Genomic DNA, 22,335 nt, shown 5'->3' on the forward strand with positions numbered 1-22,335 from the left:
ATTGCCTGATTGCATTATGGTTTTTGAATAAAAAGCCATTGCTGAATTCGGATAAAATCAATAATTCCTGATGTCAGAGATTTCTTATAATCAAGCTGGCCAAACCGAAAACGGACGCCGCCTGCACGCCATTGTTCGGGCGGCGTTAAGTCTCGGTATCTGGATGGTGCTCGCCGCTCAGATTACGCTGGTTTTTTCCCTGAATTGGAGGGTACGGGCCGATGCCTCCCCCGGAGTATCTGTATGGGAGATATTGCCGATTGCGGCGGTCTTGACGGTTTTTTTGTACTTGCAGGCAGGGGCCTTTCACGCTTTGGCCCGTGGTAGAAATTCAGTGTCGGTGATTGACGTACTTCGTGCGGGCAAATCCGTGTTTGCTGATTTTGTTTGGTTGAGTCTTAAAGCGTGCTTGCTGTTCTTTTTGATTATGAACGTGTTGTTGTACCTGGCGCTGATCGTCTCGGGGAAAGACCTCAAAGTCTTGATCGACATGTTGTCCCAGTTTTTCAGCCTGATGATATCCGTATTGTCTTTCATGCTTGTATATTGGCTCCCATTCGTATTTGTGCAGCGGGAATTTCGGTTGCTTCCGGGCCTCCGTGCGGCATTGAAAATCGCCTGGTTACGTCTTGCCTCGTCCGCTTTCTTGGCGCTGCTGGTGTTCCTGCCCACAATAATTTCACATCTCCTGCCCACGAAAAGCCCGTGGTGGGTGGATTTGATGTTGAGTGTGATCGGTGGACTCATGGGATGGATCGCGTATATTTACTGTGTCGAACGGCTTCAGGAACAGACGAAAAATCCTGTCCGCCTCGGTTCCGTCTGATAGCAGAATAAAACTCACCAAAGTCGTCGGAGCACCGACTTGTCTTGACTGATTGGGTTAAGTTCCTATTTTTCTTGAATTATTCTTCCTCGAACGGTAGACTTCGCGGTCCTGCTGCGGGGTGGAGCAGTCTGGCAGCTCGTCGGGCTCATAACCCGAAGGTCGTAGGTTCAAATCCTACCCCCGCTACCAATTCCAAAAGGCCCCGCCGGGGCCTTTTTGGTTATTTTTGCTGATAAAGCTCGATCAGCAAGTATCGCGGTACTTTCCGATTTCGGGGGGAATGCTTATAATTCAGCCCAGTACCGACCAGAAGCCAGAGTGAGAAGAAGTGGGCCGCGCGCCCACTTTTGTTTTATGGGGCACGAAGTTATGCGTACACGGGCGGAATTGAGAAAGTTGCTCGAACCGGGTGTCGCGGCCACGGGGTTTGACCTCGTGGAGGTGGAGCTCGCGGGAAGCCACCATCACCCCACCCTACGGGTGTACATAGACAGTCCCGCGGGGGTGAACGTGGACGACTGCGCCCGCGTCAGCCGCCAGCTTTCGGCTTTGCTCGATGTCGAGGATCCGCTCCCGGGCCATTATACCCTGGAGGTGTCCTCACCCGGACTTGACCGACCGCTGGTGAAACCGGAAGACTTTATGCGATATGTCGGCGAAACGATCAAGATAAAGATGCAGCAGCCGATGCTGGGGCGCAGAAACTTCTCCGGCCGGCTGGTGGATGTAACGGCGGATCACGTTGTCATTGAAGTGGACAAGGAGCGTTTTGACTTAACGTTTGAAGGCATGGAACGGGCCCGATTGGTTCCCCGGCTTTGAGAGCCGGCTGTCATGGGAGATTGAGATGATTGGAAATGAAGTGCTGTTGATTGTTGATGCCGTGTCGCGTGAAAAGGGCGTCGACAAGGAAATCATATTCCAGGCTCTGGAAGCCGCACTCGCGACAGCCACACGCAAGCGTCACAAGGGCGATATAGACGCGCGCGTGGCGATAAATCGTGATACCGGTTCCTACGATACTTTCCGCCGCTGGGAGGTAATTCCGGACGAAACGGAATTGGTCGAATTTCCCGATCGCCAGGTCAAGGTTTCCGAAGCACGTGCGCAAAAACCGGATATCCAGGCGGGCGAGTTCATTGAAGCGCCGTTGGAACCCGTAGAGTTTGGCCGCATCGCCGCGCAGGCCGCCAAGCAGGTCATCATGCAAAAGGTGCGCGAGGCGGAACGTGAACAGATCGTCAATCTCTATAAGGATCGCAAAGGCGAGATGGTGACCGGTGTGGTCAAGCGCCTGGAGCGCGGCGATGTCATCGTGGACCTGGGCAACGCGGAAGCGCTGCTCTCCAAAAACTCCATGATTCCGCGTGAAGGATTGCGTCCAGGAGACAGAATCCGCGCGCTGCTGGAGGATGTCAAGTCTGTTCCGCGGGGTCCGCAGCTGTTCCTTTCCCGCGTCGATCCAAAATTGCTGATTGAACTGTTCAAGCTTGAGGTTCCAGAAGCGGGAGAAGGATTGATCACGATCCATAGCGCGGCCCGCGACCCGGGTCTGCGCGCGAAAATCGCCGTGAGCTCCTCTGATTCCCGCATCGATCCCATCGGCGCCTGCGTCGGGATGCGCGGCTCGCGGGTGCAGAGTGTCTCGAACGAGCTCGCCGGAGAACGCGTTGATATCATCCTGTGGTCGGATAACCCGGCGCAGTACGTAATCAATTCACTCGCGCCCGCGGAAGTGCAATCCATCGTAGTCGACGAGGAAATGCACGGCATGGATGTCATCGTGGACGAGAAACAACTTTCGCAGTCGATTGGCCGCAGCGGACAGAATGTCCGATTGGCCTCCGAACTGACTGGCTGGGAACTTAACATTATGACGGAACAAACGGCCCAGGAAAAAGGGACCAAGGAAGCGGCGAATGCCATCGCGTTGTTTATGCAACAGCTCGCGGTGGATGAAAACGTCGCCACGGTGTTGGTCCAGGAAGGTTTTACCAATCTTGAAGAAATCGCCTATGTCCCGAAGCAGGAGCTGCTGGCGATTGAAGAGTTCGATGATGAGCTCGTGGATGAACTGCGAAACCGGGCACGCGATTTGTTGCTGACACGTGCCATCGCCCAGGAAGAGAAGATAAGTCTGTCGGAACCGGCCAAAGACCTGCTGGAAATGCCGGGCATGGACGAAAACACGGCACATCTGCTCGCGGCCCGAGGTATTAAAACGATGGAAGAGCTCGCCGAACTGGCGGTGGATGATCTGCTTGAAGTCGAGGGCATGACGGATGCGCGCGCGCGCGAACTTATCATGACGGCGCGGGCACCATGGTTCGAGGACAAACAGGCCGGCTGACAGCCCGATTTCAGGATTTTATGACACAAATCACCATTAAAGGTTTTGCGAACCAGATCGGCATCCCGCCGGATACCTTGCTGCGCCAGCTTACTGAGGCCGGTATCTCCACCAAGAAGATGGACGATGCTCTGACCGATGAGGAAAAGGAAAAACTGTTTCATTATCTGCGTGCCAGTCACGGCGCGGTCGACGATGGTACGGCGAAGAAAAAAATCACGCTCAAACGAAAATCCACCAGCCAGGTTGTACAGAGTTCGCGTACCGGTGCTTCGCGCACGGTTCAGGTGGAAGTCCGGAAGAAGCGTACTTTCGTTAAACGCGGCGCCATTGAAGAAATCCCTCCCGCTGAGCAGGCTCCCGATCCGGAGACCGGGCAGGTAGACGATCTCGAATCGGAAACCATCCCGACGATGCATGAAGCCCAGACGGAACCGGCGACTGTCCTGGATTCGGTTCAGGAGCAAGCCGTGCCTGGCGTTGTTGCCCCGGTAAAGCCGGCGCCGACGCCGAAACCTGAACCTTCGAAAGAGGCCAAAAAACCACACAAGGAAAAACACGAGAAGTCGAAAAAAGGCCGGCTGGAAAAGCTTGCCGAACGCGAACGCGACGAGTTGCATCTGGCGGCCGGCAAGAAAGTCAGGCGCAAGGTAAAACTCTCCGCGAACAAGCCGGTTGTTACCAGCGTTACGGGCCAGCACGGTTTCGAAAGACCCACGGCGCCGATCGTGCACGAAGTGGCGTTAGCGGAAACCATCACGGTAGCGGAACTGGCCCAGAAAATGTCGATTAAAGCTGCCGAAGTCATCAAGTCGCTGATGCAGATGGGCACGATGGTCACGATAAACCAGGTGCTCGACCGCGACACGGCCTCGCTCGTCGTTGAGGAATTGGGCCATGTCGTCAAGGAAGCAAAACCGAGCGACCTTGAGACCTTGCTCGCCGTTCCGGACTCGAAAGCGCCCAGCGAAGCGGTATCGCGCCCGCCCGTGGTAACGGTTATGGGCCATGTTGACCATGGGAAAACCTCACTGCTTGACCAAATTCGAAAATCCAAAGTGGCCTCAGGGGAAGCCGGTGGCATTACTCAGCACATCGGCGCCTATCACGTGGAAACACCCAAGGGAGTTGTCACTTTTCTGGATACACCGGGCCACGAAGCTTTTACGGCCATGCGCGCGCGCGGTGCCAAGGCCACCGACATCGTGATCTTGGTCGTAGCGGCCGATGACGGGGTAATGCCGCAGACGATCGAAGCAATTCACCATGCCCGAAACGCCAAGGTGCCGCTGGTGGTAGCGGTAAACAAGATTGACAAACCCGAAGCGCAACCGGATCGCGTGCGCCAAGAACTCACCAAACATGAATTGGTGCCAGAAGAATGGGGTGGCAATGAAATTTTCGTTAACGTATCTGCGAAAAGCGGCGAGGGCATCGATAAGTTGCTCGAAGCGGTGCTGTTGCAAGCCGAGGTATTGGAATTAAAAGCGCCTAAAACCTGCCCGGCGACGGGGCTGGTGGTGGAGGCGCGGCTGGACAAGGGCCGTGGTCCGGTCGCCACGGTATTGGTGCATCGTGGCACCTTGCGAAAAGGCGATGTGTTGCTGGCCGGGCGCGAGTACGGGCGTGTGCGCGCCATGCTCGATGAAAAAGGTCGTCCGGTTAAAGAGGCGGGCCCGTCCATTCCGGTCGAAATCCAGGGTCTCTCGGGAGTACCGAGCGCCGGCGAAGAAGTCATGGTCGTTGAATCCGAACGCAAGGCGCGGGAAATTGCACTGTACCGGCAGGGAAAATTCAAGGATGTCCAGATCGCGCGTCAGCAGGCGGCAAAACTTTCAAACGTTTTCGAGCAACTTAAAGAAGACGAAGAATCGAAATCTCTCAATCTCATTGTCAAGGCGGATGTGCAGGGCTCGATCGAGGCGCTTACCGTTGCGCTGGAGAAACTTTCCACGCCCGAGGTCAAGGTGAAGGTAATCCATGGCATGGTCGGCGGCATAACCGAATCGGATGTGAATCTGGCGGTTGCCTCTCGCGCCATCATCATCGGATTCAACGTGCGCGCCGACAGCACCGCGCGCAAATTGATCGAACACCAGGGTACTGACGTTCACTACTACAACGTCATCTACGATGCCGTGGATGAGGTAAAGGCCGCGATGGGCGGAATGCTGAGCCCGCAGTTCAAGGAACAGCTATTGGGACTGGCGGAAGTAAGGGATGTCTTCCGTTCGCCCAAAATGGGGTCCGTCGCCGGCTGTTACGTGGTTGAAGGCGTGGTGCGGCGCAACCGGCCGATACGCGTATTGCGCGACAACGTCGTCATTTTCGAAGGCGAGCTGGAATCCCTGCGCCGTTTCAAGGACGATGCCGGTGAAGTAAAGGCGGGTCTTGAATGCGGTATAGCCGTGAAAAATTATAACGACGTGAAAGTGGGCGATCAGATCGAGGTGTACGAAAAGGTTGAAGTTGCCCGGACATTGTGACCGGCCCTCGCTCCAGGTTTCGCTCCGGCGAGGTATTGAGCATGCAAAAAGATTCCAATCGGCCGCGCCGTGTCGCGGAACTAATCAGGCGTGAACTCGCCGTATTGATCCCGCGTGAACTTGACGACCCCCACGCGCACCAGATTACTTTGACGGGAGCCGATGTGTCGCGCGACCTTTCGTCGGCGCGGATATATTTCTCGCTGCTCAGCGGCGCGTCCGAGGCGAAACATGTGGTGAAGTCGCTTAATCGCGCCGCCGGATTTCTGCGCCACGCCCTGATGGGGCGCGTGACGCTTCGCACGGTACCCGCGCTACGATTTTATTTCGATGAATCGATCGAGCGAGGTGCGAAAATTGACGCCCTGATCGAGATGGCCATCTCAGAAGACAAGGATCGTAAGTGCTAGCCGCGAACACACGCCGTCTCCGTTCTCATGTAAACGGGGTGCTTCTGCTCGACAAGCCCGCGGGTTTGACCTCGAATGAATCGCTGCAAATTGCCAAACGTCTGCTGAACGCCGTCAAGGCCGGACATAGCGGCAGCCTCGATCCGATCGCGACGGGACTGTTGCCGCTATTCTTCGGCGAGGCCACCAAGCTGACGCAGTTTCTCCTCAATGCGGACAAGCGCTACTGGTCAGAAATTCAACTGGGCGTGAGCACGACAACTTTTGACAGTGAAGGAAAGGTGACCGCCATCCGCCCTGTCGATGCCGCCCTGAAAGATATCGAGCAAGCGGTGCAGGGATTTCTCGGCGAGATCGATCAGGTTCCGCCCATGTTTTCGGCGATCAAGCACAACGGTCAGGCCCTGTACAAGCTGGCGCGGAAAGGCATGGAAGTCACGCGGGAGCCGCGGCGCGTCACGGTGCATGAAATCAAGGTGCTCGGTCTTCAGGATAACCGACTGGTGCTGGAAATAAGCTGTTCCAAAGGCATGTATGTTCGCAGCCTGGCGCACGATCTGGGTGAAATTCTGGGCTGTGGGGCGCACGTGGTCAATTTGCGTCGTCTGATCATCGGGAGTCTGTCCGTCGATCAGGCTATCACCCTCGACCGGCTGGAGGTCATGAATACCTCGCTGGAACGCGTGCAACTGCTGCAACCGGTGGACGCAGTGCTGCATACGGTGCCGGAAGTGCATCTCACCTCGCTCGCGGTCCATTATCTGAAACAGGGACAGGCGGTGTCGGCGCGTCATCGCGTCGCCTCGGGGTGGGTGAGGCTGTATGAGGGCAATGATCGCTTTCTCGGCATGGGGCAGGTGCTGGATGACGGACGCGTGGCACCGCGTCGGTTGCTGGGCCTTGGTGAAAATCCCTGAGAATGACCAGAAAGATTAACCTGGGCGATTGCCGCGCGCGGGCCTGATATTGGCGGTTGAGGATGGGTTCACCCGCAGGTAGAATACGCGCCCTTCAAAGCGCAACTGAGTAGAAATCAGAGGAAAATGTAATGGCTGTCCCCCGCGAGACGAAAGCTAAGGTTATGCAGGAATACCAGACTCACGCAGGCGACACCGGTTCGCCGGAAGTCCAGATTGCCCTGCTGTCCACGCAAATCGACGAATTATCCGCTCATTTCCAGACACATCCCAAAGACCACCATTCCCGCATCGGTCTGCTGAAAATGGTGAATAAACGCCGTCAGCTGCTCGAATATCTGAAGAAAACCGACAGCGACCGCTACCGCGGCCTCATTGAGCGACTTGGTCTGCGCAAGTAGGCAATCGAATACCCTGACAATATGAAAAAAAGGGACCGCAGCGTACACCGTTATCACAGGAAAAAAATTATTATCGCTATCGCTTTGCGTTCCGTCATCTCCGTGGCTGGAGCCATGGATTCGCAATCCAGCAAACTCTAAATCAGTAACGAAGTAAATCGAGGACAACGTCTTGGCAAAAATTACGAAATCATTTCAGTACGGCAAACATACCGTAACCCTGGAAACCGGCGAAATCGCGCGCCAGGCCAGCGGCGCCTGTATCGCCAGTATGGGCGATACCATCGTTCTCGCGGCCGTGGTGGCGATGAAGGAAGCCACGCCGGGAAAGGATTTCTTTCCCATGACGGTGGATTATCAGGAGAAAACCTTCGCCGCCGGCCGCATCCCGGGCGGATTCTTCAAACGCGAAGGCCGTCCCTCGGAAAAAGAAATTCTCACCTGCCGTCTCATTGATCGCCCCGTCCGCCCGCTGTTTCCCGAAGGATTCACCAACGAAGTCCAGATTATCGCCACCGTGATATCCATGGATCCGGACATTGATCCGGATATCGTCTCCATGATCGGCGCCTCGGCCGCGCTTAAACTCTCGGGCGTTCCCTTTAACGGTCCGATCGGTGCCGCGCGCGTGGGTTACCAGGACGGCCGGTATCTGCTCAATCCGGGCAACAAGGAGCTTGCCGAGTCCCAGCTCAACCTGGTCGTCGCCGGCACCGCGAAAGCGGTGTTGATGGTAGAATCCGAGGCGAAGGAACTATCGGAAGAAGCCATGCTGGGCGCCGTCATGTTCGGTCACGAGCAGATGCAAGTCGCGATCAAGGCCATCAACGAACTAGTGCAAGAAGCCGGTGTGCAGCCTTGGGCATGGCAGTCGCCCCAGGAAGACACGGCGATGAACGATGCGTTGATATCTGAGTTCGGTCCGCTCATCGCCGATGCCTATCGCATAAAGGAAAAGGTCGCCCGTCAGGACCGCATGACCGAGATTCGCGAAATGGCGGTCGGCAAGCATGCCGCCGAAGGCGCGCCCGAGGGCACGAAGGAAAGAGTTCTCAATATCATCGGCAACATTGAATATCGGACCGTGCGCGAAAAGATCCTCTCCGGCGATCCGCGCATCGACGGACGCGACACCCGGACGGTGCGCCCGATCACCATTCGCACCGGCTTGCTGCCGCGTACCCACGGTTCCGCGCTGTTCACCCGCGGCGAGACCCAGGCGCTGGTTGTGACCACGCTGGGCACCAGCCGCGATGCGCAAATCATCGATGCGCTGGAAGGCGAGCGCAAGGACCCCTTCATGCTGCATTACAACTTCCCCCCGTACTGCGTGGGCGAAACCGGACGTGTCGGCAGCCCCAAACGCCGCGAAGTGGGTCACGGACGGCTGGCCAAGCGCGCAATGATCGCGGTGTTGCCGGACATGGAAACTTACCCGTACGTATTGCGCGTTGTTTCCGAGATCACCGAATCCAACGGTTCAAGCTCCATGGCCACGGTCTGCGGCACTTCGCTATCGCTGATGGATGCCGGTGTGCCGATCAAGGCCCCGGTGGCCGGAGTCGCCATGGGCCTCATCAAGGAAGAAAATCGCTTTGCGGTCCTTACCGACATCATCGGCGACGAGGATCACCTCGGCGACATGGATTTCAAGGTCGCCGGCTCCGCCAGCGGTGTAACCGCGTTGCAGATGGATATCAAGATCGAAGGCATCAACCGCGAAATTATGGATTCCGCCCTCAAGCAGGCCAAAGAAGGCCGACTGCATATTCTCGGCATCATGAATCAGGCGATTTCCGCGCCGCGCGCCGAGCTTTCGGAATACGCCCCGCGGATCATCGCCATCAAGATCAATCCGGAGCGCATCCGCGACGTGATCGGCAAGGGCGGCGCCACCATCCGCGCGCTCACCGAGGAGACCGGCTGCACCATCGACATCGAGGACGACGGCACGGTCAAGATCGCCTCGGCCGACAACAACGCGGCGCAGGAAGCCGTGCGTCGCGTCAAGCAGCTCACCGCCGACGTCGAGGTTGGCATGATCTACGAAGGCAAGGTCGCCAAGCTCATGGACTTCGGCGCGTTCGTCACCATCCTGCCCGGCAAGGACGGCCTGGTGCATATCTCGCAGATCTCGCGCGAGCGCGTCGAGAACGTCGGTGACAAGTTGCGCGAGGGTGAAGTGGTCCGCGTCAAGGTGCTGGAAGTGGACAAGCAGGGTCGCATCCGTCTGTCCATCAAGGCGCTGGAGGAAGAACGAATTTCCTGAGCGTTCCGTGTTTAAGCAGTTAAAAAAGGGAGCATCGGCTCCCTTTTTTTATGTCTGTTGTTTAGGCGATGGAAGCTGGCTAAGCTGGCGAGTGTCGAATTTTAGCAAGCGTAGGGGGCGTATCACGCGCTCTACGTTTAGTTACATCAAGCTTCCGACTGCGCCTGACGTAGTCAAGCTTTAATCTCCGGGATGCAGGAACCACAATTCGTGCCGGCTTTGAGGCAATGTTCTTCTATCGTGCCGGGACGTTTCTGGCGTATCGCGTCGATGATCGCGTTCTTGCCCACGCTGAAACAGGCTCAGACAATGATTGAGTATGCACCTGTCTTGTGCGTGACCCCGCAAAGCATTACAAATAGCGAAACAAACCGGCAGGATAACGGTGATACGCGGGACGCATTTACAGGCAGCAGGAATTATTGTCTGTTTCGGCGTTGGTTCTGCCTTGATCCTCAATGCAAACGAAATGGAGGCGCAAGCCATGACAATGACCATCACTTCTTCAGCCTTTAAGCACAGCGCGGAAATTCCCAAACGCCACACCTGCGACAGTGAAGATCTTTCGCCGCCGCTGTCCTGGACCGGTGTCCCTGCCGGGACCAAAAGCCTTGCCCTGATTGTGGACGATCCCGATGCACCCGATCCGCAAGCACCCAAAATGATTTGGGTCCACTGGGTGCTTTATAACATCCCACCGGGCACGGCAGGATTTACGGAAGCGATAACCGTAAAAAATCTGCCAACAGGAACCCTTGAAGGAATTAATGACTGGAAACAAACGGGATACCGCGGTCCCTGTCCGCCGATCGGCCGGCACCGCTATTATCACAAACTGTATGCGTTGGACACGGTACTGCCCGATTTGAATCGGCCGGCCAAGGCAATCCTTGAAAAGGCGATGAAAGGTCACATTCTGGCGCAGACGGAATTGATGGGTACCTACCTTCGCGCACGCTGAAGGCTGCTCCTTTCCGATCCGTCTGCATCGGGAGTTTGACTGCCACACGCAATGGATCCACCGGCCTGTTGAAACACAAAACAGCGGGATGATTTTGGTGCAGATTTCTTCGTGCTCGGGATATTTCCGGTCTTTACACAGGTACAGATCGTCCGTTAGCCTAGGCGCACGTCCTGGATGCCACTAACCAAGAGCCTGCCTTGATGCCAATTCCTGTGTTGCTGCAACGGTTGCTGTCAGGCGGCCTGTGTCTCCTGCTGTTGAACGCGTGTGGGACCGTGCCGCCCCGGTCAGTCGATAGCGATGCGGCGACGGCAGTCGGCGAAGCCAAAGTCACGGCTGAAGGCAACTCCACGGCGGAAGCGCGGAATAAACCAGGCGACCCGCTGGAGGGTTTCAATCGCGCCATGTACACGTTCAATGACAAAATGGACAGGTATATTCTTAAACCGGTTGCCAAGGGATATCGGGCGGTGACGCCCAAACCGGTGCGAAGAGGCATCTCCAATTTTTTCAGCAATCTGCGCGAACCGATCGTGATGCTGAATAATTTGCTGCAGGGAAAGCCCGCGGATGCCGTTTCAGATCTCAGTCGTTTTGTTTTCAATTCCACGTTCGGGATTTTTGGCTTGTTCGATGTCGCATCCAAAATGGACCTGCCGAAACATAATGAGGATTTTGGCCAGACACTGGCCGTGTGGGGTGTGAGTGACGGGGCCTATCTCGTTTTGCCATTTTTTGGGCCGAGCAATTTGCGCGACGGTCCGGCATTGGTGGTTGATTGGGAAACTTACCCGCCCAATCACATGGAAGAGCGCAGCACCCGCGCCAAGCTTCTGCTGGTGGAAACCGTCGACAAGCGGGCGCAGCTGCTGGATGCCAGCGATATCCTTGACCAGGCCGCCGGGCAGGATCCTTATGTCTTCGTGCGTGAAACTTTCCGCCAGCTTCGCCGTAATCAGGTTTATGACGGCAATCCTCCTCAAGCAGCGCCTCCCGCTTTCTTGTTCGAGGACGACAATCCCGCGCCTGCTGCGCCGAAGCAACGTCCGGAGAATGCTCCCGCGTCGTCCCCGTGACATTTGTCCGGAATATCCGGGCGGGTAGAGGGATTGGTGGATGATTCCGGCAGGTTTTAACAATTTTTAACCTTGAGTTTGGAAATTAAACACTATTTCCGGTTAAAACCCTTCATTTCCCTTATGATCAAGGGTAGAATCGCGCGCTTTCGCAAACCCTGCCTTGGCTTAACCGTTCGGACAGGGGGATAAACGGAATGAGGATGAACCAATGGTAACGATACGTCTGGCTCGAGGCGGCGCGAACAAGCGGCCCTATTACCGCATCATCGTCGCCGACCGGCGCCGCGCGCTGAATGGCAACAATATCGAACGCATCGGTTTTTACAATCCACTGGCGACCAAGAATGAAAAGAAATTCCAGGTGGACCTTGATCGTGTGCAGTACTGGTTGGGCCAGGGGGCAAAACCCACCGAACGTGTGGCGCAGTTACTGAAAAAAGCCGCCACGTCCTGAGCCCACATGCCCAATCCGTCAATTCCTGACGGCTTGGTGTTTATCGGCCGGATCAGCGGTCCCTTCGGGGTGCAGGGCTGGGTGAAGGTTTTCTCACATACCCGTCCGCGCGAAGCCATCATCGGTTACTCGCCCTGGCTGGTAAAAATCGGCGGTGACTGGCGCGAGGTTAAGGTCGAGGACGGCCGTGCACAGGCAAAAGGCGTCGTTGCCAAATTGACCGGTTACGATAACCGCGATCAGGCCGGCGGACTCATCGGCGCGGAAATCGCCCTGAAGCTGTCACAACTGCCGCCACTGAAACAAGGCGAGTATTATTGGGCGCAGCTCGTGGGACTTGAGGTAATCAATCTCGCGGGGGAAAAGTTTGGAAAAGTAAGCCACCTCTTCGATACCGGCGCGAACGACGTGATGGTGGTACGCAACGGTAATGAACGATGGCTGCCGGCGACCGGGAAAGTCATTCGCGAAGTGGACTTCGAATCGGGACTGATCCGGGTGGATTGGGACGCGGATTTCTAACCGATGAAAATCGATGTCATCAGCCTGTTTCCGCCCATGTTCGACGCCGTTACCGCACACGGTATCAGCGGACGGGCGATCAAGAACGGCCTGTTGACGTTGCGGGTGTGGAATCCGCGCGATTACACCGATGACCGACATCGCAGTGTCGACGACCGCCCCTATGGCGGTGGCCCGGGAATGGTGATGATGGCGGAGCCTATCGAGCATGCCATCAGGGCTGCGCGCCACGGACAGACGCCGGGCGCCAAAGTGCTTTATCTGTCGCCCCAGGGGCGGCGACTGGATCATGCCGGTGTTGTGTCGCTGGCTAAACGCGAGGGACTGATTCTGCTCGCCGGCCGCTACGAAGGCATCGATGAGCGGCTGTTCGAGAGCGAAGTGGACGAGGAGTGGTCAATAGGCGATTACGTCCTCTCCGGCGGTGAGCTCGCCGCCATGGTCGTGATCGATGCCATCACGCGTCAACTTCCCGGCGCGTTGGGAGACGCCGACTCGGCGCTGGAGGATTCTTTTGCGGGTGGGTTGCTCGATTACGCGCACTACACCCGGCCGGAAGTCCATGCCGGCAGAAAAGTGCCGGAAATACTGCTATCCGGCGATCACGAAAAAATTCGCCGCTGGCGGCTGAAGCAGTCTCTGGGGCGGACCTGGTTGAGGCGTCCGGATTTACTGGAACGGCTGCCATTGAACGACGAACAAAAACAATTGCTGGAAGAATACCGGCAGGAATACCTAAGTCGTGAGTCGTGAGACGTAAACCGTCTTGGGCGGAGAGATGTCTATTTTAACGGTTCACGCTTCGCGACTTACGAATGACGATTCACGAATCACGGAGATAAGTCATGAGCAAGATAATGCAGGAATTGGAAACGCGGCTGATGACGGGGAAAAAAATCCCGACGTTCTCCCCGGGCGATACGGTTGCCGTTCACGTCAAGGTAAAGGAAGGAGAACGCGAACGCTTGCAGGCTTTTGAAGGCATGGTCATTGCGCGTAGTAATCGCGGCTACAATTCCTCCTTTACGGTGCGCAAGACCTCCTATGGTGAGGGCGTCGAGCGGGTATTTCCGCTTTACAGCTCGGCCATCGCCAAGATCGAGGTGAGACGCAAGGGCGATGTGCGCAGCGCGAAGCTCTACTATCTGCGCGATCTGGCCGGCAAAGCGGCGCGTATTCGCGAAAAGGTTTAATTTTTTTGCTGTCGCAGGACGGCCGGCATGTTCCCATGCCGGCCGTTTTTTTTGCATAATTATTTTGTCGAGCCGCCTGCGGCGGCATTTTTACTTGCGGTTCCCCGCACCGCGGGCGGGTTTCTTTCTTTGCTCGTGCAAAGAAAGAAACCAAAGAAAGCACGCCCCGGATGGCGCAAAGACTCCCTCGCCTCCGCAGCTTTGGGTCACGCGCTGCCCCGACGCGACATCCTGTCGCGGCGGGGCAGGCGCAGACATCCCTGTCTGCGCCCCCTTCGGGGCGCCCGCCCAAAGCCTTACGGGGCTCGGGTGCGCCATACGGGTTTTTCTAAAAACCCCATCGGGGCAAGCTGAGCATCTTTCATGCACCGGGATGCCATGCGATGGAAGTTTTCGGGTCCCCGTAGCCGCCGCCGAGCATCGCAGCCGGAATCGGGAGCAGCGAGCCTCGTGTTTGAGCCCGAGGGTGAAGCGGAGTATTCATGGAAGTCCGGTGGACTTCCATGCCGCTGAACGGGCGCGCCGTGGATCGGCGCGCCCTGGGTGCGAACAGGGGACCGCCCGTTGTTGGGGCGGCGAAGCGACCGGGGGTCTTTTCTTCTGGTGACTCTTCCAAATAGTTTTTAAATGCCCGCGAAGCGGGCTCAAATAAATAAATTCATGGTGGCGCCGTCTGTCCTGTCCGTGGATAATGAAAGCATGCGGAACAGGAAAAATATCGGCAAGACAAAAAAATACGACGCGGTCATAGCTACACCCGTCGGCCGGGTGGGGATCGTCATGCAGGACGGCGCGTTGGTGGATGTTAGTTTTCTGGGCATAAAAGCACCCCTGCGCGCCCCGCGCACAGTTTCGGCGCAATTGATCTGCCACCAGCTTCGTTCGTATTTCAATAACCCCCATCTTTCCTTTCGCATCCCGCTGGTGCTATCTGGCACGGCGTTTCAGCTGCGCGTGTGGCGCGCGCTGCGGCGGATTCCCACCGGCCGGACGCTGAGTTATGGCGCACTCGCCCGGAAACTCTCGACTTCCGCGCGCGCCGTGGGCAATGCCTGCCGCGCCAATCCAGTCCCGATCGTCATTCCCTGTCATCGTGTTGTGGCTTCCAATGGCGCCGGCGGTTTCATGGGAAAGCGATCGGGGAGCGCGCTGCGCCTGAAACGACGGTTGCTGCAACATGAGCTCACCCGATAGGGAAATTATCGAGCGTTTCTGCGATGCCCTTTGGTTGCAGGAAGGTTTGAGCACCAATACGCTCGATGCCTACCGTCGCGACGTGGAAGGCCTGAGCCGCTGGCTTTCGCTGCGAGGCACGGCCCTGATATCCGCCACGCGCGCGGATCTGCTGGAATATCTATCGGGTTTGGTGGGGCAAGGCGCACGTCCGCGTTCAACAGCACGATTACTTTCAAGTCTGCGGCGGTTTTACGGCTATTGGGTGCGCGAGGAGGAAATCAAGAGCGATCCCACGGCGCTCATCGATTCGCCTAAAATCGGCCGGCCTCTGCCCAAATCTCTCACGGAAGAGCAGGTGGAGAAACTGCTCCAGTCTCCGGATGAAACGACAACCCATGGCCTGCGCGACCGCGCGATGCTCGAAGCCCTGTACGCCACCGGCCTGCGCGTATCGGAACTGGTGGGGCTGACACTGTCGCAGATAAGCCTCACGCAGGGCGTGGTCCGCGTTATCGGCAAGGGCGGCAAAGAACGACTGGTGCCGATGGGTGAAGAGGCGATGTCGTGGATCAGCCGTTATCTCGCCGAAGGCCGTTCCAGGTTGCTGCGGCGCCACTCCACCGATGCGGTATTCATTACCGCGCGTGGCGGACCCATGACGCGCCAGGCCTTCTGGCATAACCTCAAGCGCCACGCGCGCATTGGCGGAATCCAGACCGTGCTGTCGCCGCACACCCTGCGCCATGCCTTCGCCACGCATCTGCTCAACCACGGCGCCGATTTGCGCGTCGTCCAGATGCTCCTCGGCCACGCCGATCTTTCCACCACGCAGATTTACACGCATGTCGCCCAGGCGAGGTTGAAGACACTGCATCAACAGCATCATCCGAGGGGATGATTCCCTCTCCCCTGACGGGAGAGGATGAGAGAGAGGAGAGAATTATTCAGCCGTTCGCCCTGAGCTTGTCGAAGGGCGAGTCTATTTTTTAGACACCGAAGACAGTGCGGCAGTTAGCGTCGCGATTTCCGTATTCGCCGCGCTGATTTATTGGGTGGCATTGCCTTTTTCTCCAACTCTTCCAACGACGTCGTTTTTCCCGCGCGAATTTCCTTGCGCGCTGTTTCGATAATCTTTAGGAACGCCGGGTTCGTGCTTAATCCCAAGGATTCCCGATCAACTTTTCTGAGGGAAACCAGCGCAGCGACCGGCCGCTTTTTTTTAGTGAAGACCAGGGTCTCCTCTGCCGCGGTTTCTGCAACCTTCAGGAATGACTGGAGCTCTTTAGGCAGCTTCATGGCCTTCATAGGTGTATCTCCTGGTCAGCAACGAAGATTCGATTTCCTTTTTTGATCCCGATGGCGAGGATGTTGACGAGAGCCGATTCCTCTGCGTCTCGCTCGTAAAATACCCGAAGCATGCCTACTCGCAATTCCCACGGCGCCAAAGGGTTCGGCCGTAGCTGTTTTCTGTGTCTGGTTTCCCGGAAGGGTTCGGACTTCAGCTGTACTTTTACCGCATCGAGTATCGTCGCCTGTTGCCTCGCGGTGAGCCGCGCAAATTGGTCCTTCGCCGATTCCGCAAACTGAATCCGGTATGCCACAGATGCAGTCTAGCATTTCCGGGTCTGTCTAAACAGGCTGTTAATCTGGGCTCGGTATGCCTCGCGCTCGTGTTAACCGACGATCTGCGCCACGTCTTCGCCACACACCTGCTCAACCACGGCGCGGATCTAAGAGTGGTTCAGATGCTCCTCGGCCACGCTGTGATCTCTTCCCCACGCAGAATAACGCGGCGCGTTGTGTCTAGCTATGGCTTATTTGGATACTAAACCTCTGATCAACTCCGCGACCAAAGCGATCGCAATCGCCACGCCAAATAGGTATACAAAAACCTGTGATGAGATAGAACGGGCATCCTTCACAGAGAGCACACTTGACGAATCAGCCAGCTTTAGAAGCGCGTTTGAGTGAGCTAACCACCACGATACCAAACCAAGGGGGAATCCGAAAAGAATTCCTACCGTTGCAACGGTAGGGTTACCTGATAAAGCGCCAGCGAATATGCCCACATCTACGACAATCAAAGCAATTACACTGGCTTTGATTGAAACGAAATACGCATCTTTGTATTTGATGCGCCAGTCTCTATGTTTCTGGGCTCGCCATTGAAGAATAGGCGCATTAATGAAAAGGGCCCACAGTAAGACGCCAATGGCTTGGATAGCAAATATTCCAAGGAGTCCGATCATAATACTTGGGAAACTAAATCACCGAGATCGTCAAATTTTACAGCAGATTGTAATTCCTGCTTTTCATTAAGCTTGTAATCCCCGTCATCACTCAAAGTCAACATCCCTCTCTTGATTTGTGTACCGACCTCATTACCCGATAACAGATAACCGGAATTTGATCCTCCGTGAAGAAATACTGTGAACCAACGAACCGACAATTTCTGAAGACGGTCAATTTGGTTTTTGGTTAATCCCCAGAACCCTGGTGTGGTGTTGCTTGCTTTTACATAAAGCACTGTTGGTTTGGGAACGGCGAAAATCTTAAGCAGATTACGAGACGTGCGATTAGCTCCAGGCCACAAACGAACTTGAAGCCCTCGTTTTATTAATTCCACTGAGAGGTGTCTCTGGAAAATGGAGATTACATCCGACACCGTAATACTCCTCCAATGTGACTGGGGATAAATCGGATCATGCCATGTTTGTGTTTTCTGTTATATCAGTCAAGCAGGGCGTGAAAAAGAAGGGTGTTTTCAGGCCCCGGAGCGCGCGCCGAGTACCGCCGCCCCACCGGGAGTAATTAAGCGAGCCCCGTGTTTGAGCCCGAGGGTGAGGCGGAGTGTTCATGGAAGTCCGGTGGACTTCCATGCCGCCGAACGGGCGCGCGGCGGATCGGCGCACCCCGGGCACGAAGGAGTCTTCACGCGCTCCGGGCGGCCTTTCTTTTCGCCCCTTTTCTTTGGCCGCGCAAAGAAAAGGGGCCTGCCCGCGGTGCGGAAACCGCGATTATGCTTTTGAGTCGCGCGCGGAGCGCGCGAACCATTTAAGACCTGGATTCCGGCTTTCGCCGGAATGACGGGAATCTCGTGGGTCAGCCACCCACAAGTAATACGCCGCCGAAGGCGGCTCGACTGTTCAGTGATAAACCGACCGATCCCTGTGATCGTGGTCTTGCTCGCTGTGAAACACCTCGACCCCCGCTACGCGCTTGTAACCCAGCACGAGAGCGAGTTTATGGATCAGTGTCTTCCAGTTGAGCGAATTGACGCGCCGGCGGAGAACGTCATTCAATTCGGATGTCAGCTTTTCCTGTTCCTGTTCCAGCCCCGGCAGCTTGTGAAAGTAATACCAGGAAAGATAACCGTATATGGCAGGTAAAAGCTTGATCAGCACCATGGGTTCAGGGATCGCCAGCCAGAGCACGCCGCTGCAGACGCCGGCAAGGACAAAGAAAAGTCCATAATGAACCGCTTTTTGGCGCTTCGACCGGTTATCAGCCATGGCGCTGCGCAGTCGCTGCTCGGCATCGCGGGAGAGGATGGAGTGCTTATAGTGGATGTCACGCAACAGGCTGAGTATCTTCAGCATGCGCTCGCAATGACGCGAATTGTCGATCGAAAATGAATCCAGCGCATTCCGCAGACTCTCGCGAAACTGGCGATAATCCGGTGTAAGCGGTAGTTCCTTGTATCCGTCGGCAGCGTGGTTGATGAGGTAGCGGAGTTCGAGCAAGTGCGCGACCATCATCGGAAAACGAAGATTAACGAACTTCACATAGAAAGCGTGAAACGAATCCGGCGTGAGCGCCAGATTTGAAAAGTCCTGCGCAATTTCCCAGGAGCGGAATTTCTCTTTTTGCAGCGTGTCCATTGCAATAATTTTAGTAACTGTAGATACGAATTGCTTAGATTAACGCCCCTTAATGTGTGGCGCTTCCCGAATAGGCAAATCATAGCCAATCAACCCGGATTTTTCTACGTAACACCAGGGGATTTGGAAATTGTGGCGAGAATCAATTACCGTTCAACATGTTCCGCAAGCTGGAGAGATTGATCTCACCTCGGCTCAACATGGCTTGTGAATCTTGTTCTCTTTCCAGATCTTCCCAGCACAAGTCTTCGGCTGGAATTTCCTTAAGGAAACGGCTGTACTCGCAGGTTATGACTTCACCGCTTCGCTTTCGTCTTTCGACAAAAGAGAAGGTAAGCGTTTTTTTCGCGCGCGTCATACCCACGTAAGCGAGGCGCCGTTCCTCCTCAAGGGAGTTATCCGTCAGACTATCCTGATGCGGCAGCAAGCCTTCTTCCAAGCCAACGAAAAATACATGCGGAAATTCGAGTCCCCTGGCGGCATGCAGTGACATCAGTGACACAAAATCGCCGGGATTCTCTTCATTCCCTTTGTCCAGGATGCCCGTGAGGATCAATCGCGCGACCAAGCCGTTAAAGGATGTGTCGTCCTCCTCCTGGTTTGCGAGACGTTGAATCCATGACACCAGTTCCAGCACATTCTCCATCCGTCGTTGGGCAATTTTCAAATCGTTGCTGGTATCCATGAGCCACGCTTCATAATGGAGTTCGCCCAGCATGTCGCACACCAATCTGGCAGGATCTTCCAAGGAGGAACGTTCGATCACGCTCTTCAGCCAGTTCGTGAAGGCGCGCAGACATTCCAGTTGTCGCACGGTCAGCCGCCGCTCAATTCCAGCATCCAGCGATGCCTGCATCAGTCCGGTGCCAAGCTCGGCAGCGTATGCGGAGAGCTGCTGGAGCGTGGCGGTGTCGATTTCACGACGTGGTGTATTGATGACGCGCATGAATGCATTGTCATCACCCGGATTGCACAACAAGCGCAGGTAGGCCATGACGTCCCTGATTTCTGTTTTATCGAAGAACGAAGTCCCGCCGCTGAGATAATAGGGAATACGGCGTTCTCGCAGTACACGTTCGAACACGGATGACTGAGAATTATCCCTGAAGAGGATGGCATAATCCCGAAAGTCCGTGTTGTGTTTAAACTTGTGATACAACAATTCGGTTACTACACGCTCAGCCTCGTGGTCATCTCCGCGCGCCTTGAGCACTCGCAGCGGTTCACCGTAATCTCCATCACACCAGAGGGTCTTGTCGTAAATGTGGGCGTTGTTCCCAATCAGGGCGTTGGCTGCCTTGAGAATTCGTCCGCACGAACGGTAATTCTGCTCAAGTTTGATTACTTTCAATGCCGGGAATTCATGTTGCAGTTGCTTCATGTTATCAAGACACGCCCCGAACCGGGCGTTGATAGACTGATCATCGTCGCCCGCCACTGTCACGGCTCCGCCGCCGGCGAGTAGCCTGACGAGTTCATGCTGGCAGGGATTGGTGTTCTGGTAATCGTCGATGAGCAGATAACGCTGGCGTTTCATCCATTCTTCCAGGATTTCCGGATGGTTCTGGAACATCCGGACTGGCTTAAGAGTCAAATCGTCGACATCCATCGCGTGGTAAGCCTGGAGGTAACGTTCGTATTCACCGTAAACCCGAGCGGCCGCATCCTGGATGGTTTCCCCTCCGGCTGACAGCGGGGCATCCGCGGGGGTAACGAGATTGATTTTCCAAAGGGAAATTTGCCGTTGCACAGCGCCAGCCAGGGGGCTCTTGCTCGAAGAATGGCCGCGCAGCAGTTTGGCGAGCAGAGACTGGCTATCCTCGGAATCGTATATCGAAAAGCCGGGACGATAGCCGATGATGTCGAGATGATCGCGCAAAATCTTAAGTCCCAGCATCTGGAAGGTCGAGATAACGAGTTCATTGCTATTAGGGTTGTTAAGCAAATCGGCCACGCGCGATTTCATATCACGTGCGGCCTTGTTTGTGCCGGTAACGGTGACGATATGGCGTGGGGATATCCCGTAATCACGTACCAGCCAGGCGATTTTGCGGGTGATGACAGTGGTCTTGCCGGTGCCCGCGCCGGCCACAACCAGCAGGGGGCCATTGATGTACTGTACAGCCGCTTTCTGTTGCGGGTTCAGTTCAGGCAATTCCGAATGATCACGATAGGAAATGTCATAACTGGGCGAGCATTCTAAACTATATTTCCTCGCGGTGTGAAATTTGATTTTCAGATTAATCTGTGCACATCCTCCTGAGCGTCACCGGAGCAACTGTTCGAGATACTTCTTCATTTGCGATCCTGCCGCCGTGGGTTCGGCGAGCAGACTTCCGATGAGATCGAACAGGGGATAGCGGCGGGAGTCGAACAGCCCGTGGTCCCGAATCATCTTCAGCGTGTGCACACCTTCGCCCTCGATGACCTCGGCTTGGCCTCGGACGAGCCGCCGCCCCAGATCGTGGTGATGCGAGCCGGCACTGGTTGCCGTCGTGATCAGGTCGCCCAATCCGGCGAGCCGCCGCACGGCTTCCGGTGAGCCGCCGAGGCTGGCAATGATTTGCTCCAACTCTTCGAGGACCGAGGCGGCAAGGTAGCCCCGCATGTTGTCACCCAGATTCAGCTCATCCGCGACGCCAAAAAGCATGGCATAGACATTCTTTAACACCGCCGCCCAGGAAATGCCGGTGATATCGGCAGAATGCTCAAGATACAGGGGTGTGCCCGCGTACAGTGCGCGGATGCGCCCGTAACACTCGGCGTTCGCGGTCCCCGCCTGGGCAAAGGCCGGGCGACCGGCGCGGATCTCTTCCGAGATCATTGGCCCGTAGAGCACGCCAAAGGCCGGGTTGCGCCCCAATGCGGCACTCATGGCCTGGGCCGCCGTCCGGCCACGTTCGTCCAGGCCCTTGGCAAAATTGAGACAGAGACATTCACGATGCAGCTGCGGCCGCAACCGGCTGGCCAGATCAAAATGGGGAATGGCCGGCAGGCAGAAGAGGATGAAATCCTGTTCCTCGGCGGCGGATTCCAATTCTACCGGCGTGGTACCCGCCTTGGGATGACGTTCCCAGATGGTGAGCTGGTGTCGGCGAAGGAGAAGATATTCCATCGCCCGACCCATTTCCCCGTGGCCGAGGATGAGCACCCGGAATTGATTATTAGTTTTCATAGCCAGGATTGCCACATGAGATCCTGTTAGTAAACATCCAAACTGGATGCCGAATCAAATTAACTTGTTAGAACCTAACTCAAAATACCCTGTTTCTGTTTTCGTAGGGTACGTCCCACGCACCAAGTGGCTTCGTTTAAATCGTAGATCGGTGCGCAGGGCACACCCTACCGTTTTTGAGATAGGTTTGCTTTGTTGAAAACCTTAATCTAAGCCACCTGAGGATCAT

23 protein-coding genes, 1 tRNA gene and 1 pseudogene are annotated in these 22,335 nt (G+C 55.9%); 18 read left to right on the top strand and 7 right to left on the bottom strand.

Annotated features, from left to right (window positions below; translation table 11 throughout):
- Positions 1–70: 70 nt before the first annotated feature.
- From WD823_RS04860 to pnp, 9 genes are all read left to right on the top strand, one after another.
- Entirely contained in the window at positions 71–826 is a 756-nt protein-coding gene (locus WD823_RS04860; protein ID WP_368428358.1) for a hypothetical protein, read from the top strand.
- Between the two features lie 115 nt (positions 827–941).
- Positions 942–1,018: transfer RNA gene (locus tag WD823_RS04865), tRNA-Met, on the top strand.
- A 180-nt stretch (positions 1,019–1,198) separates the two neighbouring features.
- Positions 1,199–1,651 carry a ribosome maturation factor RimP gene (gene rimP / locus WD823_RS04870; protein ID WP_368428359.1) on the top strand — a complete coding sequence of 151 codons (453 nt, stop codon included), beginning with the start codon at positions 1,199–1,201 and terminating at the stop codon, positions 1,649–1,651.
- Positions 1,652–1,679: 28 nt separating this feature from the next.
- Positions 1,680–3,179 carry a transcription termination factor NusA gene (gene nusA / locus WD823_RS04875; RefSeq protein ID WP_368428381.1) on the top strand — a complete coding sequence of 500 codons (1,500 nt, stop codon included), beginning with the start codon at positions 1,680–1,682 and terminating at the stop codon, positions 3,177–3,179.
- 20 nt (positions 3,180–3,199) lie between these two features.
- Positions 3,200–5,665 carry a translation initiation factor IF-2 gene (gene infB / locus WD823_RS04880; protein WP_368428360.1) on the top strand — a complete coding sequence of 822 codons (2,466 nt, stop codon included), beginning with the start codon at positions 3,200–3,202 and terminating at the stop codon, positions 5,663–5,665.
- A gap of 41 nt (positions 5,666–5,706) precedes the next feature.
- Positions 5,707–6,075 (top strand): 30S ribosome-binding factor RbfA, encoded by a 369-nt coding sequence (gene rbfA / locus WD823_RS04885; RefSeq protein ID WP_368428361.1) that lies wholly within the window; start codon positions 5,707–5,709, stop codon positions 6,073–6,075.
- Positions 6,076–6,113: 38 nt separating this feature from the next.
- Entirely contained in the window at positions 6,114–6,992 is an 879-nt protein-coding gene (truB, locus tag WD823_RS04890; RefSeq protein ID WP_368428362.1) for a tRNA pseudouridine(55) synthase TruB, read from the top strand.
- A 131-nt stretch (positions 6,993–7,123) separates the two neighbouring features.
- Positions 7,124–7,393, top strand: coding sequence for a 30S ribosomal protein S15 (gene rpsO, locus WD823_RS04895; RefSeq protein ID WP_368428363.1), 270 nt, complete (start codon positions 7,124–7,126; stop codon positions 7,391–7,393).
- A 172-nt stretch (positions 7,394–7,565) separates the two neighbouring features.
- Complete coding sequence (gene pnp, locus WD823_RS04900) at positions 7,566–9,662, top strand: polyribonucleotide nucleotidyltransferase (RefSeq protein ID WP_368428364.1); 2,097 nt, start codon at positions 7,566–7,568, stop codon at positions 9,660–9,662.
- A 173-nt stretch (positions 9,663–9,835) separates the two neighbouring features.
- On the opposite strand, the gene WD823_RS04905 is transcribed toward pnp, so the two are convergent.
- On the bottom strand, positions 9,836–9,952 hold the full coding sequence (locus WD823_RS04905; protein WP_368428365.1) for a (2Fe-2S)-binding protein: 117 nt from the start codon (positions 9,950–9,952) through the stop codon (positions 9,836–9,838).
- A gap of 194 nt (positions 9,953–10,146) precedes the next feature.
- Here WD823_RS04905 and WD823_RS04910 point away from each other — a divergent pair, with 194 nt between their 5' ends.
- The 8 genes from WD823_RS04910 to xerD all read left to right on the top strand — a co-directional run bounded on the left by WD823_RS04910 (position 10,147) and on the right by xerD (position 15,948).
- Positions 10,147–10,623: a YbhB/YbcL family Raf kinase inhibitor-like protein gene (locus tag WD823_RS04910; protein ID WP_368428366.1), complete on the top strand. Its 477-nt coding sequence runs from the start codon at positions 10,147–10,149 to the stop codon at positions 10,621–10,623.
- Positions 10,624–10,826: 203 nt separating this feature from the next.
- Positions 10,827–11,702 (top strand): VacJ family lipoprotein, encoded by an 876-nt coding sequence (locus WD823_RS04915; RefSeq protein ID WP_368428382.1) that lies wholly within the window; start codon positions 10,827–10,829, stop codon positions 11,700–11,702.
- A 211-nt stretch (positions 11,703–11,913) separates the two neighbouring features.
- Complete coding sequence (gene rpsP / locus WD823_RS04920; protein ID WP_368428367.1) at positions 11,914–12,159, top strand: 30S ribosomal protein S16; 246 nt, start codon at positions 11,914–11,916, stop codon at positions 12,157–12,159.
- A 6-nt stretch (positions 12,160–12,165) separates the two neighbouring features.
- Positions 12,166–12,681 (top strand): ribosome maturation factor RimM, encoded by a 516-nt coding sequence (gene rimM / locus WD823_RS04925; RefSeq protein WP_368428368.1) that lies wholly within the window; start codon positions 12,166–12,168, stop codon positions 12,679–12,681.
- 3 nt (positions 12,682–12,684) lie between these two features.
- Complete coding sequence (trmD, locus tag WD823_RS04930) at positions 12,685–13,434, top strand: tRNA (guanosine(37)-N1)-methyltransferase TrmD (RefSeq protein WP_368428369.1); 750 nt, start codon at positions 12,685–12,687, stop codon at positions 13,432–13,434.
- A 92-nt stretch (positions 13,435–13,526) separates the two neighbouring features.
- On the top strand, positions 13,527–13,874 hold the full coding sequence (rplS, locus tag WD823_RS04935; RefSeq protein ID WP_368428370.1) for a 50S ribosomal protein L19: 348 nt from the start codon (positions 13,527–13,529) through the stop codon (positions 13,872–13,874).
- Positions 13,875–14,534: 660 nt separating this feature from the next.
- Positions 14,535–15,068 (top strand): methylated-DNA--[protein]-cysteine S-methyltransferase, encoded by a 534-nt coding sequence (locus tag WD823_RS04940; RefSeq protein WP_368428371.1) that lies wholly within the window; start codon positions 14,535–14,537, stop codon positions 15,066–15,068.
- Positions 15,052–15,948: a site-specific tyrosine recombinase XerD gene (gene xerD, locus WD823_RS04945; RefSeq protein ID WP_368428372.1), complete on the top strand. Its 897-nt coding sequence runs from the start codon at positions 15,052–15,054 to the stop codon at positions 15,946–15,948. The genes WD823_RS04940 and xerD overlap by 17 nt, the downstream gene beginning before the upstream one ends.
- Positions 15,949–16,061: 113 nt before the next feature.
- Here the strand turns inward: xerD and WD823_RS04950 are convergent, their stop codons facing one another.
- Positions 16,062–16,355, bottom strand: a complete 294-nt coding sequence (locus WD823_RS04950) for a hypothetical protein (protein WP_368428373.1) — start codon at positions 16,353–16,355, stop codon at positions 16,062–16,064.
- 380 nt (positions 16,356–16,735) lie between these two features.
- On the opposite strand from WD823_RS04950, the pseudogene WD823_RS04955 reads away from it, so the two are divergent.
- A pseudogene (locus WD823_RS04955) lies at positions 16,736–16,831 on the top strand (tyrosine-type recombinase/integrase); the annotation flags it as partial.
- A 33-nt stretch (positions 16,832–16,864) separates the two neighbouring features.
- Here the strand turns inward: WD823_RS04955 and WD823_RS04960 are convergent.
- The 5 genes from WD823_RS04960 to WD823_RS04980 form a co-directional block, all read right to left on the bottom strand.
- Positions 16,865–17,299 (bottom strand): hypothetical protein, encoded by a 435-nt coding sequence (locus WD823_RS04960; protein ID WP_368428374.1) that lies wholly within the window; start codon positions 17,297–17,299, stop codon positions 16,865–16,867.
- Positions 17,296–17,715, bottom strand: a complete 420-nt coding sequence (locus WD823_RS04965) for a hypothetical protein (RefSeq protein ID WP_368428375.1) — start codon at positions 17,713–17,715, stop codon at positions 17,296–17,298. Before WD823_RS04965 ends, WD823_RS04960 begins: the two co-directional genes overlap by 4 nt.
- A 481-nt stretch (positions 17,716–18,196) precedes the next feature.
- Positions 18,197–18,931 (bottom strand): hypothetical protein, encoded by a 735-nt coding sequence (locus tag WD823_RS04970; protein ID WP_368428376.1) that lies wholly within the window; start codon positions 18,929–18,931, stop codon positions 18,197–18,199.
- Between the two features lie 142 nt (positions 18,932–19,073).
- Complete coding sequence (locus WD823_RS04975; protein WP_368428377.1) at positions 19,074–21,086, bottom strand: ATP-dependent helicase; 2,013 nt, start codon at positions 21,084–21,086, stop codon at positions 19,074–19,076.
- 111 nt (positions 21,087–21,197) lie between these two features.
- A complete protein-coding gene (locus WD823_RS04980; protein ID WP_368428378.1) occupies positions 21,198–22,106 on the bottom strand; it encodes a hypothetical protein in 909 nt (302 codons plus the stop codon).
- Positions 22,107–22,335 lie beyond the last annotated feature (229 nt).

The organism is Sulfuricaulis sp. (assembly GCF_040901545.1).
Classification (GTDB): Bacteria; Pseudomonadota; Gammaproteobacteria; order Acidiferrobacterales; family Sulfurifustaceae; genus Sulfuricaulis.

Bases quoted from the DNA above. Each gene is read 5' to 3' on its own strand.
- rbfA (WP_368428361.1), top strand. From the start codon at position 5,707: ATGCAAAAAGATTCCAATCGGCCGCGCCGTGTCGCGGAACTAATCAGG.
- WD823_RS04860 (WP_368428358.1), top strand. From the start codon at position 71: ATGTCAGAGATTTCTTATAATCAAGCTGGCCAAACCGAAAACGGACGC.
- rplS (WP_368428370.1), top strand. From the start codon at position 13,527: ATGAGCAAGATAATGCAGGAATTGGAAACGCGGCTGATGACGGGGAAA.
- WD823_RS04910 (WP_368428366.1), top strand. From the start codon at position 10,147: ATGACAATGACCATCACTTCTTCAGCCTTTAAGCACAGCGCGGAAATT.
- WD823_RS04970 (WP_368428376.1), bottom strand. From the start codon at position 18,931: ATGGACACGCTGCAAAAAGAGAAATTCCGCTCCTGGGAAATTGCGCAG.
- rpsP (WP_368428367.1), top strand. From the start codon at position 11,914: ATGGTAACGATACGTCTGGCTCGAGGCGGCGCGAACAAGCGGCCCTAT.
- xerD (WP_368428372.1), top strand. From the start codon at position 15,052: ATGAGCTCACCCGATAGGGAAATTATCGAGCGTTTCTGCGATGCCCTT.
- trmD (WP_368428369.1), top strand. From the start codon at position 12,685: ATGAAAATCGATGTCATCAGCCTGTTTCCGCCCATGTTCGACGCCGTT.
- WD823_RS04940 (WP_368428371.1), top strand. From the start codon at position 14,535: ATGGTGGCGCCGTCTGTCCTGTCCGTGGATAATGAAAGCATGCGGAAC.
- WD823_RS04980 (WP_368428378.1), bottom strand. From the start codon at position 22,106: ATGAAAACTAATAATCAATTCCGGGTGCTCATCCTCGGCCACGGGGAA.
- WD823_RS04915 (WP_368428382.1), top strand. From the start codon at position 10,827: ATGCCAATTCCTGTGTTGCTGCAACGGTTGCTGTCAGGCGGCCTGTGT.
- rimM (WP_368428368.1), top strand. From the start codon at position 12,166: ATGCCCAATCCGTCAATTCCTGACGGCTTGGTGTTTATCGGCCGGATC.
- WD823_RS04960 (WP_368428374.1), bottom strand. From the start codon at position 17,299: ATGATCGGACTCCTTGGAATATTTGCTATCCAAGCCATTGGCGTCTTA.
- WD823_RS04950 (WP_368428373.1), bottom strand. From the start codon at position 16,355: ATGAAGGCCATGAAGCTGCCTAAAGAGCTCCAGTCATTCCTGAAGGTT.
- rimP (WP_368428359.1), top strand. From the start codon at position 1,199: ATGCGTACACGGGCGGAATTGAGAAAGTTGCTCGAACCGGGTGTCGCG.
- rpsO (WP_368428363.1), top strand. From the start codon at position 7,124: ATGGCTGTCCCCCGCGAGACGAAAGCTAAGGTTATGCAGGAATACCAG.
- infB (WP_368428360.1), top strand. From the start codon at position 3,200: ATGACACAAATCACCATTAAAGGTTTTGCGAACCAGATCGGCATCCCG.